The organism is Prosthecobacter sp. (assembly GCF_020439865.1).
Taxonomy (GTDB): domain Bacteria; phylum Verrucomicrobiota; class Verrucomicrobiia; order Verrucomicrobiales; family Verrucomicrobiaceae; genus Prosthecobacter.
The window spans coordinates 1-14,043 of the sequence record NZ_JAGRPF010000062.1 but is presented as its reverse complement, the minus strand read 5'-3'; the positions used below and the strand labels follow the sequence as shown (position 1 = coordinate 14,043).

Genomic DNA, 14,043 nt, shown 5'->3' with positions numbered 1-14,043 from the left:
CCGGGCGCACTCGCTCGTGGCTTCTGCTTCTCGCTTCGCAGAAACGAACTGGTCAAAAAGGATTCTTTCAGGACTGCCCTCGGGTGCGTTTGCCAATCCTTTAATCAATCGATCACGTGCAGCCTTGTTTGCAGCTCCTGCGATTACCGGTGACCGCGCCGCAAAGAACTCCTGCTCCTGCAACTTGATCCGTTCCCAGGGCGGATTCCCCAGCACCACATCGAATCCGCCGCGTTGCATCACATCCGGGAACTCCAGCGGCCAGTGGAAGGCGCGGGCGCGGCGGGCGGCGGCGGGCGCGGCTTCCATGGCTGGGCGGCTTTTCCCCTGATTGAGGGCGTGCCAGAGTTCCTCGGTGGTGGGGACGATGCGTTTGCTGGGATCGGTGGGCGCGCCGCCGGTCTTGGGCAGGAGGAAGGCGGCGACGTAGAGATCGCAGGCGGTCTGGGTGCGGAGGAAGTCCTGGCCTTTTCGCAGGGTCTCGAAGCGTTTGGCCTTGGCCCCGATCTGCTCGACGGTTTCCTCCGGCAGGTCGCGGAAGCCTGAGAAGTCGGCGGCGAGGGGTTTGGTGTCCGGCATGTGGGCCTGGCCGGAGCCGAAGTCGAACTCGCCTTGGCCGGCCTTCGCGCCCTTGTTGGCCTGGGCGTAGTATTTCGCGGTGTCCTTGTCGTCGCCGGTGAGGGGTTTGTAGGCGGCATCGGGGATGCCGTCCCGGAGCACCTTGAGGTCGAAGACGCCGAGGAGGGCGTCGCCGCAGCGGATCTGGGCATCGAAGAAGCCAAGGGGCAGGCCGGGATCGACGGTTTCGATCCAGAGGGCGACCTTGGTGAGTTCCACGGCCATGGGGTTGCGGTCCACGCCGTGGATGCAGCAGCGGGCGACATCGCGCAGGGCGTGGCGGAAGTCCTCGGTGGAGGGGGTGCCCTCGGCGCGGATGCGGGCGAGGCGGGTGGCGATGCGGCGGGCGGCGGCGAGCAGGAAGTGCCCTGAGCCGCAGGCGGGGTCGATGATGCGGAGTTTCAGCAGGGCCTTGGCGGGATCGTCGGACTCGGCCTCGATGCGGTCGAGCACGGGATCGAGGGCGGTATCGAGCAGGGACTGGACGAGCGGGTCGGGCGTGTAGAAGGAGCCGGTGATTTTGCGCTGGTTGCCGCGTTGTTCGGCGGCATCGGAGGCGAAGAGCAGGCTGCGGCCGTCGGAACCGAGCTGGGGCTGGAGTTCGAGGAGGGATTCGTAAACGGAGCCGAGTTCCTCGGTTTCCATGGCGCGCCAATTCACCGGGACCATGCCGGTCTTTTTCTCATCAGTGAGCCAGGAGAGGCGGTAGAGGGCCTCCATGAAGGCGCGGTTGCGGAGGCGGGCGGTGCCGAGGTGCGGGAGCTGGTCGGCGGCGAAGAGTCCACCGAGGGCGGGCAGGGCGAGTTTTTCCTCCCCGGCGGTGAGGGAGCGGAAGAGGATCTTCACGCCCTCGTAGCGGTCGTGGTGGCGGTCCCAGGTGGCTCCACGGGTGCAGAGGGCGCGCAGGGCGGTGAGCGAGTAGCCCTCGGCGTAGAGTTTTCGCGCGGCGGCGGAGGCTTTTGGTGCGTGGAGCAGGTTGCGGTCCTCGGCAACCATCAGGAAGATGAGGCGATAGACGAGGCGGAGGAGTTCATTGAACCAGCCGGTGAGCGGGATGTCGCCGGACTGGAGGCGCTTGGAGAGGTCGGGATTGGCTTCGAGGAAGCCGGAGCCGAGGAGCTTGAGGGCGAGCTGGACCTGCCCGGCGAGGCGGTCGCGGGCGGCTTCGCCCTCCTTGGCCCCGGCATCGCGCCAGCGTTCGAGGGCGCAGTCGGTGGCGGGTGTGCTGGCCAGCCCGAAGCGGGTGCGGTGGCAGAGCAGCCAGAGGACGGCGAAGGAGGCGGCGTCCTCGTTGGTGAAGATCTGGGCGAGGTCGGCCTCGATGTAGGCCGGGCGAGTGAGCGAGGCATTGTCCCGCATGAGGCGCAGGATGGTGCCATTGGTGGCGAGACCCCAGAGGGCGTCGTCACGGTCGTTCAGGTAGTCCTGGAGGGCGAAGGCGGCGGAGCGGGAGCGGTCGGTGGAAAGCGTGGGGCTCTTGCGGTCGAGCTTCTCCTCTTCGGGCGGGATGACGACGATGGGCACGCGGCTGCCGGCGAGGAGGGAGACTGCGCCCTCATGCGGGGCGAGGTCGTCGAACCCGAGGGTTTCGGCGAGGAAGTCCCTGATGAAGCGGCGGGTGGCTTCGGCGGAGGGTTTTCCGAGTTTCCGGAAGGAGTCGAAGTGGGATTGGCCGACGCGGAAGGCGGTGGAGATTTCGTCGCGGATGGAGAGGCCCTTGCGGATGCGGTAGGACTGGCGGGTTTCCTCGTCGTCCTTGGGCGCGGCGAGGCTGGCCACCATGGCGGGGGCGATGAGGTTGCCTTCAAGCGTGAGCGAGGGCCATGCGGATAGGTCAGTGACGGGTTTGCGAGCCATGGGTCAGAGTGCTTTCGGCATCAGAACAAAGAGGCCGATGACATCGGGGGGAAGGACGGGGTTGACCGAGACGCGGGAGGCGGAACCGGCAGCGATGCGCAGTCGGGCATGATCCTGCACGAGTTCCTCGGCACGCTGGCGGACGAATCCGGCAAGCGGGCCGGCGAGAAGAGCGGGAAGCTCTTCCTTGGCTTTCGAGATGAAGCGCTCTTGGGCGGATGCAGCGAGATTGGAGGTGGCTTCGGCGTGGAGAAGTTCCCGAGCCGCTGTGTCGATGGCGACGATTTCATTTCCGTGAAGTGCCACCAAGGCGGCCTCTTCCGCGAGGAGCAGGCGCTCGCGGCGGGCGTGGACGGTGAGCTTGTAGCGGATCCGCAACAGGGCGACGCGGGTTAGGCGCGGGACAGCGGCGGTTTCCCATGCTCCGACACGACCGATGCCGAGATCGGTAAGCGCCTCGGGATCAAGCGAGGCTTCCACCAACGACTCCGCAAGCGTGGCAGTGAGAGGGTGCGTGCGGGTCAGCAAGGCGCAACCGCTGGGAGCGGGTTCTGAGAGGGCGAGGCGGATGGTGCCCTTCAGTTCGCGTTGTTCGAGACGTTCGCGCAACCCGGAATCGAGGCCGTGGGTGTGGGCGAGCAGGAGGTTTTTCTTCGGCTCCAGTGGAACGCCGAAGCGTGCCATGGCGCGTTCGACGAAGAGCTTGGCATCATCCGGCGAGCCGAGGAAGGCGCGGGCCTTTTCCCACTCCGGGGCGACTTCCTGCGGCTTCATCGCATTCTGGGCAAAGCGGGCGCGGGATTTTTTCTCGTTCTCCATCGTATCCCGCCAGCATGCGTCCATGGCGTGGGTGCTGTCGGAAATGTTAAGATCGAGCATGAGCTGCCCGGGTGTGTTGTGGCGAAGCATCATCGAGGCCATGAGCGCATCGGTGACGGGGCCTCGTTCGTCTGGGAGTGGGACGGTGACACCGGTGACGCGGCGGATTTCCTCGGCCTTGCGCAGGATGACTTCGAGCACCGCGCCGTCGATGGCGCTGTCGGGCGAAAACATCATGACGGAGCGCACGACCGGAGCGGGTTGGCCGAAGCGATCCACGCGGCCTTCCCGCTGTTGGTGGCGGGTGGGGTTCCACGAGAGGTCGTAGTGGATGACGGTGTCGAAAAGCTGTTGGAGGTTGATCCCTTCGGACAGGCAGTCGGTGGCGACGAGGAGGCGCTGGTTTTCCTTTTCGTCCTCGCCGGGTGCCATGTCGGCCACTCGGTCGCGACGCTCGTCAGGAGTCAGGACACCTGTGACAGATTCGATGCGGAGTTTGGGGAAGGCCTTGCGCAAGCCATCGCGGACATGATCGGCGGTGGCGAGGAAGCGGCAGAAGACCACGGGGTTCGCGCCCTTCTTGATGAGAGGTTTGAGCACTTCGATCAAGGCACTGAGCTTGGGATCGGGTGCGGAGACGAGCGCTTCGGCTTGTTTGACGAGACCGAGGAGTGCGGGGTCCGCATTGAAGGCAGCACCCGGCTCAAGGTCCACGGCATCGTCGTCATCCGAATCTTCGTCATAGATTTGTGGTTCGAGACGATCGGACTCGTTAGCCATGCGGTTGCGCAAGGCGCTGAGTGCGGCGGCGGGTGAGGAACCGACGCAGCGCATCAGCGCGAGTGTGCCCCAGAAGGCGAGCCGGCGTTCGCGCTGGCCGGTGCCGGCCTTGGCAACGACGCCGAAGCAGTAGTCGAGGATGGCCTCGTGGAAGGTGAGATGGGCGCGGTCGAGTTTGTAGGGATACTCGGCGGTTTCATGTTTTGGGAAGGAGCGGTTTTCATCCCACTCCCCTTCCACCAGATCGATGCGACGGCGCTGGACGAAATGCCGGGCGAGTCTTTCCCGGTATTTGGCGTCCTCGAAATTCAGGGATGAAAAGTCCGGCTCGATCAGGGAGAGCAAACGGGCAAAAGCCTCCTCGTCGCCGGAGTGCGGAGTTGCGGTGAGGAGAATCATGCGGCGCTCTGTGTCCTTCGCGAGTTCAGTGAGAAGGCCGAAGCGTTGTTGTTTTCCCGCCCCTGTGCCGACGCAGGAATGCACTTCGTCCACGATCACCAGATCAGGGCAGGAACGGGCGAATCCATCGCGGCGCTTCTCGGCCTTGATGTAATCGAGACTGACGACGGTGAATGGGTAGGCCTCGAACAGCGATTGGGAGACGGGCAGGGAGCGCTCCAACCTTGCGGCGCTGCCGGAAGTGACGGCGACGGCCTTGATGCCGAATCGGGATTGCAGTTCGATTACCCATTGTTCGACCAGGTGCGGCGGACAGAGCACTGCGAATGCCTCCACTTCACCGCGATCCATGAGTTCGCGAAGGATGAGTCCGGCCTCGATAGTTTTTCCGATGCCAACATCATCCGCGATGACCAGGCGAGGGACCGAAAGGCGCAGGGCCATGAGGAGCGGGACAAGCTGATAGACACGAGGCTCGAAGGAAAGCTGGGCCGCGGAGCGGAACGGACCGGCTCCACGGCGCAAGGTAAGTCGGAGCGCGTCGGCAAGCAGGGCGGCCTTGGATTGCACCGTGATGCGGGCGTCGTCTGGCAGATCGAATCGGGCCGGTTGAACCGGTGTGATTTCAAGATTCGGATCAAGCAAGGTAGCGTCCGTCTCCGCACCGGAGAGTGGACGTAGTTTCAGCAATCCTTCCTGTGGAGCTGGCATGGCGACCCATTCGCGCCCTCTGGCGCGGACCAAGTCCCCGGGTGAAAATGTGATGCTCATGTGAGATCAGGATTTGAGGGAGGTGATCATCGCTTCGGGCAGATTCGCGGTGGCCTCGGCAGAAAGCTCGAACAAGGTCCAGCCCATGTCGTCCGCATACGCCTGCGCGGCTTCGGTAAGAGGTTCCGTGGCGGCGGCGACGCGGTGAGGCCGCCATACATAGGCAAACACCTGCCCGCCGAGGGTCGCGGATTCCGCATCCGGCGCGGGGATGCCGAGCTGTTTGAAAACACCGAGCCAGCCGGTGGCTTCCTCCGATGCCGGACGGGTGTTAGCCAGATGACGATCACCACGCGCGATGTCGATTAACAGTTGCTTGGCTTCGTCGCTGGTGCGGTCGATTTTTTCGTGATCGGGCTGGTTGTAATAAGATAGCAGGCAGCGGTAACAGCCGCGGACGCAGGTATCGGATTGATTGGCGAGGAGTGAAGCGTCACCAGCAGCAATCGCCTCGTCCACATGATCGAAATGCATCAGTGACAAGGCGGTGCGTGCCACACGTCGGAGTGCTCCAGAATCCTCAATCAGTTGGCTGAGAACCCCGGCACCGCCTTCGGTGGCCTCGTAGGTGAGAATGGTGCGACGATCATCGCGTGATGGCAAGGGTTCGCCGAGCACCTCGCCCTCTTCCAACTGGAAGGCGATTTCGATGCCACGGAGCAGGGCATGCTGAACAGTGGTGATGGTTTCCGGTTTGTGAACGTCTGGATTGATCAGGCGCAACAGCAAAGCGTTCTTCCGGTCGCGGACGATGGGAACGATGCGGACGGGTTTGACGACATCAGGCGGGGTGTCCGCCTCATCTTCCTCGTCTTCGGACTTCGCCCAATAGCCACTGCGGGGATCGAGGTTGAAGCCGAAGACGGTCTGATCCTTGCGGCGCTTGAGGCCCTTGTTGATGCGGCTGATGTCAGCGCTGTTGGCATACTGAAGCGTGAACAGCGAGGTGTTGCCGCAGCGGAAATCGGCTTCCAGGATTTCACGAGGCCAGGAGAACACAGTCTGGATGTCGAAGCCCTGGCGCACGCGTTCCTCGTCGTTTGCGGTGATTCGATCGGCGGGAGAGGCCTCGACATTATCGATTCGCAGCGTGCGCTGGACGGGGATCTGTCCAGACATCGATGTGTCGCACGCATGGCAGCGTTCCACTTCGCTATCGTGACAGGCACCGCAGCTGGGACAGATGAAGATGTCTTTGGTCGCAAGATCGGCACCATCATTGCTGCGCGTCTCCGGCGGCAGTTTGGCTTTCATCACGCGGTAGGCACGACCCTCGTGATAAATCAAGCTACGCGGGCCGAACTCCGAGATGGCGAGGAAGCGGGCGCGCTGCAAGAACGAGCCGGATTTTCCCTCACCCGGGATGAAGGCATAAAGCGGGAGACGTGGGAAATTGTAGCCGGGAAGGAACCCCTCGGTGGCGAGATAGCGGTAGGAATAGAAGTCCGACCCGTTGGACGCTTTTCCTTGTTCGAGGATGGCGATCTGATCCTGGGCCTGCATCTGAGCTGCCTTGATTCGCTGACGGTCCGCTTTCGGCAAGCCGGTGATCATCGACTTCGCATTGGCTTCGGCGAGCTGGCTGCGGGCGGAATGATAGAGTTCGCGCCAGCGGACGAATGCATCATCGAAGCGGTCGGGTGCGTTGGTGGCGACTTCGCGGATGAACTCAACCGGGTCGCGAAGCCAGACGGGTCTCTTTCCCCCAACTGAGGCAAGAACCTGATCCAGAATCTGCCTCATCGGTGCGATGGAAGCCTCGACCAAGGCCGGGCGTCGAATGTGTTCCAGCAATTCGGCTTTCAGAGGATATTTTGGCAGGGAAAGGTCGAGAATTTCCGGGATGTCCGGTGAGAGGGCCAGTTTTGACTCCGCCAGCCAGACGGCGTGGAGATGGGAGCGGATGAGTTCCTCATTGGTGATGTCGAGTGCTGGCGACCGCACCACACCCGAAACCATTTCATTACGGCGGGCGAAAAAGTATTGGTCGTGCGGTGACTGGGAGGCACAGTAGGTGACGATCACCGCAGCCTGGCCTGAACGTCCTGCGCGGCCTGCGCGCTGGGCGTAATTCGCTGGAGTGGGCGGGACATTGCGGAGATAAACCGCGTTGAGCGCGGAAATATCGACACCCAATTCCATGGTCGGAGAACAGAAGAGAGCAGGCAGGAATTGCCCTGATTCGCCGGCTGCTTTCATCTCTGCTGAAGTTTCCTTGATGCGTTCAAGGTCATCGGCCTCGAAGCGGAAGCGCCATTCACGCCACTCGCGTTGATTTTGTGAAACCTGCGCGGTGTGCTCACGGCCTTCCAATCCCCAGTAGGTGCATTTGCCATCCTTTAGATCTTCGGCGATGGCGGAATAGAGACTGAGGAAATAGCTGTTTCCATCCGCAGATTTGCCCAAGGCAGCAGGCCCCGGAACGATGCGGACGGCAGAAGGTGCGAGACGCCAACCGTTCAGCCCCTCCTCAACTTCGACAGGTATGACCAAGCCTTCACCAGCCAACAAGTCCATCAGGCCGTTCATCGCGTCCAGGTATTCATCCCGTTTCAGACGTGTGCCGATCATCGAGTTGCGGTTGATGATTCGGCCAAGACTGGAGTTCACACCGCCACGTAAGATCGTTTGCTCTTCTTTGAGACCGACCTTGTCTTTCCCTGGAGCCTTGAGGAGCAGCGTAGTGCTGCCGCGCAACTGCTCTTTGGTATCCACGGCCCAAGGCGCACGCATGAGGTTGCGGGATTTCTGGCTGACCGTATCGAGCACGGTACGATCCAAGGCCTCGGTGCTTACGGCCAAACCTTGAAGCAGGAATCTGAGAATAGCCTCCAGGATATTCTTGCGACCTTCGACTGGCATGGAACTGAGCGAAGGAAGGATGGTGATAAGTGCATCTTGATTTGCGAGAACATCATCAAGACCGATGAACTCGACCTTGAGCAAGCCGAGTTCCGCCAGGCTGGGATTGGTGTAGCGCCAACCGCGCCGCAGGTCGGTCCAGAAGCGGTGGGCAAGCACTTTGGCAAGCGCGCGTTGGGCGTCTTCGCGGACGACGGCCCCGGCATCGGGTTCCAACATCCAGTAGGCGCGAGTTTCCTTGTTCGCTGCGGTGAAGCCCAGGGCGCGAAGGGTTTTCAAACCGAAATCCTCCTCGCTGACGCCATCGGCCCCGGCATCCAATACAGCTCGCAATATCGCTCCACGCAGCAGGCTCACAAAAAGGAAGTCATTGAAGTGGCCTGCCTGGAGAGCCGCATCCTGACGATTGTCGGTAAAACCAAGCAGCTTGCGTTTCTCTGGCGGCATGGTGCTGTGCGTGCCGTTCATCCACTCCAGTGCGGTCGAGACAAGCAACGTGGTGGCTGAGCTTCGTCCTTCACCTGAGAGGCCCGCCAATTTGCTACGCTCACGCATGCTGGGATGGGGTTGCTGGTGACAGCAGGGGCAGAATCCGAATTTCCCGGGGATAAACCAAAACGCCAGTCCCTGTGAGTAGGGACGACCATCAGCTCCGATGGCGATGCGCTGCGGAACCCGCTCCTTGCGGTTGGAGCGAAGGCGCTCGATTCCTTTGACCTCCTCTTTCCAATCCTCGGGAAATGATTCGATAGATCCGTCGAAGCGATAATCCGGATCATCATCACCCACCGGAACCAGATAACCGGCGATGTTTCCCTCCTCATTGTCTTGAGGTGTGTCGTCGATGTTGCGCGGAAGGAACAAGGTCTCGCCCGCATCATCCGTCTTGGTAACCACATGAACTTCATGACCACAACTGCGGCAGAAGCGAGTGGGATAGAGACGGTTTCCCGGAGCTTCGGGGTCTTCAAGCTGTCCCTCGAAAAGCACACGTCGGGGCCGTGCGGTGAGGGTCGTGAAGATTTCGCCAGCGCCTGAAATGAAGCGATGCAGCTTGAATGCAAGGAATGCTCCCGCGCCTGTGCCACCCCGCTCGGTCTCAGGCAGGCTAACGCGCGTGAGGAACCGGACAAATGCATCACGGCAAACGGCCGAATCCACTCCACTGTCCGCAGAGAGTTTGTCCACCGCCTGGCTGAAAGGCATGGGATCCTGGCGTCTGAGTTCCTGCTCGTCTTTGAGTCCGATGGCCAACTCAGCCCACACCGCCAACGGATGCTTGCGAAGCATGTCATCGGTCAGAGTTTCCGGGAGTGCCGATGCGAGAATATCGGCGAGTTTTGATTTGATGTGTTCGAGCCGGATTGTGTCGTCGGTCGCACGTTGCAGCGATTCGTCAATCACGGCATCAGGACCCACCGAGGCTCCAAAAAGTCGCGATGCCACATCGGCCACGGCCTGTGCCTTGTTTGTATCCGATCCCTCACTGGCCATAGTGGCGGACGTGCCGATGCAGATTGGTTCCTTGTCAGGCGTGCAACGGTTGCGCAGACGGCGGACCAGAACCGCCACATCAGCACCCTGACGGCCTCGGTAGGTGTGAAGTTCATCCAAGACGATGAAATCTAAGCCGGCGGCATTCCCGATGACGGTAGAATCCAGTTCGTCCTGCCGAGTGAGCAGCAATTCCGCCATCATGAAATTGGTGAGCAGGATGTCTGGCGGGTTTTTGGCGATCCTCTGACGCTCTTCACGATTCTCCTGCCCGGTGTATCGCGCGACAGTGGGTTTATGGGAATCGGGTAATCCGGATTGGCTGATGAACTTGTCGATCTCCTTGATCTGGCTGTTAGCCAGAGCATTCATCGGGTAGATGATGATCGCTTTGGTTCTCCTTGGGGCTCCCGATTTGATCGCTCGCACGATGGCGTCCACAATCGGCACGAAAAAGCAGAGTGACTTGCCCGAACCCGTGCCCGTCGTTACCACGTAGCTTTGCCCCGCCTTGGCCTTGGCGATGGATTGGGCTTGGTGTCGATGAAGCCTCAGCGTCGAGGCACCAAACCGAAATATCTGACCTGTGGCCTCATCGAGATCCCCGGAAGCAACCAATTCTTCGATGGATGAGCCGGTCTTGTACTGCGGATTCAGGGAAAGGAGACTGTCGGGCCAGAATCGCCCTGCGTTATATTCAGCCTCTACCAAGGAGGCGAGGTCCTCAGATCGGATTTTGGTGAATGAACGAGAGAAGCTCGAATAGCGGTCGATCAACTGGCGGTCATAACTGAAGGCATTCACTGGTAGTTTGGGTTGTTGATCGGATTATTTGCCTTTCACCGCCGCATACCTCTTCGAGAGATTAATGCCTACGGGCCGCTTTGCATGAGGAGGCAGCCTCGATGAGGCATCAAGGGCGGCGGGTGGGACGAGGGCGGTAAATTGTGGGTGCATCTGTTTGGTTGGAATTTCCTACAACACCGACCGGACGAACGCCATGATTTAGCCGGAGATTTTCTCGTTTTGGCACCAAGGCTTGCGAAGGAGGCTGGCTGTGTGCACTCTCACGCATGCTTGAACAAATCGAGCGTTTCAGGTGAAGCAACGACGACCAAGTTGAAAAAAGACTTCCAGGCATGATGTCGGCATTGGCCGGGAGGTGCGAAGTGATGTCAACTTTTGGGACCGAATTGCACCCTCGAAAGGTGCAAATGAGATTATAGTTGGATGACCTAATTTTGCTTTAACACACTAGGCTTAGCGCAGCACTGTCCTGTTCAAGGAAAGTCAAGGTTCCCATGTGTAAGCAACCACTCATGGGGTGCAAGAGGTCGTGAGTTCGAATCTCGCCAGCCCGACCAGTTTGTTTGATGTCCGGAGGCGGAGCTTATTTTGAATCCGCTGCCTTCTTGACCGGGTCACGGAAGAAGATCACAAACACCACGAGCACCGCGACGGCGATCCATGCGGGCGTGGCCCAGATGGCGGACCAGTCATGCGAGATGGAGCCTTTGGCCTCGGCGAGTTTGTGGTGATCCATGACATTGCCGGCCAAGATGGTGCCGACCAGTGATCCGAAGCCCCACAGGATGATGGCGATGAGACCTTGGGCTGCACCGCGGATGCGTTCGTTGGCTTCATCATCAACGTAAAGCTGGCCGGCGATGAAGAGGAAGTCGTAGCAGACGCCGTGCAGCAGGATCGCGCCAAAGATGAGCACGGTGCCGGTGCTGGAGGCACTGGCACTAAGCATGAAGTAGCGCGTGACCCAGGCGAGGATGCCGAGGAAGATCGTCTTCTTGTAGCCGAGCTTTTTGAGCATCACCGGCAGCAGCACGAGAAAGATCACATCCGAGACCTGCGCGAGCGTCATCTTCTGCGCCATATTCTCCCACTTCAACTGCGTGAGGTAGGTGCCCATGTTCACGAAGTAAAAGTAGAGTGGGATGCAGATGAGAAACATGCAGAGAATGAAGATTGCGAAGGCCGGCTTCTTCAGCAGCGCCAGCGCATCGAGTCCGAGGACTTCGCTCAGCGGCACATCCTGTCCTTTCTTCTTCGGTGGTGTGTGAGGCAGGGTAAGTGCGAAGAGACCGAAGACCATCGACGTGCCGCCGGCGAGATAGTGTTGCAGCGATGATTGCTCACCGTTCAACTGGCTGAGTACCACGCCACCTGCAATCCAGCCCACGGCGGAGAAAATCTTCACAAACGGGAAATCCTTCTTCGCGTCCGCGAGGTGCGTCATGGAGACCGAGTTTCCAAGCGCGAGCGTGGGTGCGTAGAGTGTGCAGTAGATGATGAGGGCGGGATAGACGCTGCCGAATGTTTTCAACTGCGGAATGACGAACATCACCAGGCCGCCCGCGATGCCGAGCACGGCGATGATTTTCTCCGAGGCAAAGAAGCGATCGGCGATCAATCCCACGATGAAGGGGGATAGAATGGCTCCCCAGGCGAAGGCGCCATACGACGCGCCGATTTCCGTGCCGCTGAAGTTCAGAGTGCCCAGGTAGGCACCGAGGGTCATGTACCACGTGCTCCAGATGAAATACTGTAGAAACATGAAGATGGAGAGCTTGGTCTTGAGCGCGGTTTGCATGGTGTGGGAGAGTGAATTGTCGCGAGGATTACTTCATGCCGTCGGCGGCATTCCAAGGTTCGAGATTGCGCAGACTACGGGATTTCAGCTCCGCATAGCAATCAGGAAGATCGAACTGGGCCAGTACTCGCGGCAGCATGACGGCGTACGGCCACTGGTAATCATCGTGCGTGGCGATGTTGTGGAATGAGGTGAGCGCGTGTTTCAGCGTGACCTGTTTGACATCGCTGCTGAGTAGGGCGGCGAGCGCGGCGGGCAGGGCGCCCCAGCCGTTGCCGGTGAGGTGGATCTCCGTGTGTCCGGCGGCGGCGAGCACCTGCAGAACGCGCAGCACGTCAAAGGTGCGCTGGCCGAGCAGCGGGCGGTCGAGCATCTGGCTGTAGGCGGCGTAGAAGTAGTGGCTGCCGTAGGGGCGGAGGAACTGGCCCACGCCGCAGGTGTCCGGCTGCGATTCGCCGATGCCGCGCGCGTCGCAGGCGAAGAAGGCGGCGTCGGGATGTGCGGCGATGAGTTCCTGCACGAGCGGTTCCTCGCGCAGTTCGGCATCGGCGGATCGATGCGAGATGTAGAGCACGGCTTTGCTCAAACCACGCGGCAGGCGCGATGTAAGCGCTTCGTCGCTCAAGCGTGTGACGAGCGCGTGCATGTCCGGCTCGGTTTCGATTGCGTAGGTGCAGTAGGCCTTGGCCGGATACTTGCGGGCACCGGCGCTGCGCAGGATGCGATAGTCCGGCGGTGAGTCGGGAAGCTTTGGCAGTTTCAACACGTCACGCACAGCCTGTTTGAGAGCATTGCCGCGGAGAGACTGGCGCTTGCTGGCGAGTGCGGCGGCAGTGTCGCGCGTGAAGGACATCAAGGTGCGTGAGCCGAGTTCGGCGACCTGTCCGCGCGGGGCGGCGAGCAGATCCGCGTCCTTCTCGATCACGATGGTGGGTTCGCTGGCGGCGGCGGGAACGCCGGTCGCCTTGCCGAAGAAGCGATACATCGCCTCGCGGTTTGATTGCGAATAGCCGTGCGGATCCGGGCCGATGTGAAGCTGGATGTTCTCCGGCTTGCCGAGCAGCGTGTAGAGTTTCTTCAGGCGTTCGTAGGTTTCGGTGGAGCCGCGATTGTCGAAGTAGTCCTTCTCCTGCGCCATGATGAGCACCGGCTTGGGAGCCATCGCGGCGAGGAAGTCGCAGTGATCGAGGTCATGCGCCAGCACACGCGGCGGGCACTGCTCACAGTCCTGCGGCAGTTCGTTTTCGGCATCACGGCGGAAGGTGGTCACGAAACAGGAAGGCGCGCCCATGGTGAAGCGCGGTTCCATGCCGCACAGCCACGTGGTTTGTGTGCCGCCGCCGGAGTTGCCGGTCACTCCGAGATGCTGCGGATCGATCTCCGGACGCGTGAGCAGGTAGTCGAGTGCGCGCATTGCATCCCACACGAACCACGTGCCGAGGAATTCGCCGACGAGCGTCATGTGATTTCCCATCTGGTTGTGCTCCGACGTGCCACCGCCGAGACGCGAGCCGAGCTTCTCGTTCAAATACTGGAAGCGTTCACCTTGTCCGACCGGATCGACGATGAAGCAGGCCTGGCCCTGTCGTGCGAGACCCTGCGCGAAGCTTTGATACGCTTCCGCCGCTTTCCCATTGAGCGAGTGACCGCATACGCCGATCACACCGGGCACCTTGCCCTTGCGATTCGTGGGCAGGTAGAGATTGCCCGTGACCATGTAGTTCGGCCGGCTTTCGAAGACGATGTTCTCGATCTGGTAGCCGTCGCGCTCGAGCGTCTTCGTCACCTTCGCATTGAGCGGCGTCTTCTCCGGCAGCGGTCCGAAGCATTCGCGGATG

Annotated in this window: 5 protein-coding genes; all 5 read right to left on the bottom strand. The window is 60.9% G+C overall.

Going from position 1 to position 14,043, the window contains the following annotated elements; genetic code table 11:
- The coding region (locus KDL09_RS06110; RefSeq protein WP_294382744.1) for an N-6 DNA methylase at window positions 1-2,475 on the bottom strand (2,475 nt) is incomplete at its 3' end.
- 3 nt (window positions 2,476-2,478) lie between these two features.
- Window positions 2,479-5,244 carry a DEAD/DEAH box helicase gene (locus tag KDL09_RS06105; protein WP_345781074.1) on the bottom strand — a complete coding sequence of 922 codons (2,766 nt, stop codon included), beginning with the start codon at window positions 5,242-5,244 and terminating at the stop codon, window positions 2,479-2,481.
- 6 nt (window positions 5,245-5,250) lie between these two features.
- Window positions 5,251-10,404: a DEAD/DEAH box helicase gene (locus KDL09_RS06100; RefSeq protein ID WP_294382742.1), complete on the bottom strand. Its 5,154-nt coding sequence runs from the start codon at window positions 10,402-10,404 to the stop codon at window positions 5,251-5,253.
- Window positions 10,405-10,990: 586 nt separating this feature from the next.
- The gene (locus KDL09_RS06095) at window positions 10,991-12,205 is read right to left on the bottom strand and encodes an MFS transporter (RefSeq protein WP_294382741.1); all 1,215 of its coding nucleotides are present in this window, start codon (window positions 12,203-12,205) and stop codon (window positions 10,991-10,993) included.
- A gap of 28 nt (window positions 12,206-12,233) precedes the next feature.
- Window positions 12,234-14,043: acetylxylan esterase (locus tag KDL09_RS06090; RefSeq protein WP_294382739.1), on the bottom strand; the 1,810-nt coding region annotated here is incomplete at its 5' end.

Excerpts from the sequence above, each read along its gene's own strand:
- KDL09_RS06105 (WP_345781074.1), bottom strand. The coding sequence starts at position 5,244 with ATGAGCATCACATTTTCACCCGGGGACTTGGTCCGCGCCAGAGGGCGC.
- KDL09_RS06095 (WP_294382741.1), bottom strand. The coding sequence starts at position 12,205 with ATGCAAACCGCGCTCAAGACCAAGCTCTCCATCTTCATGTTTCTACAG.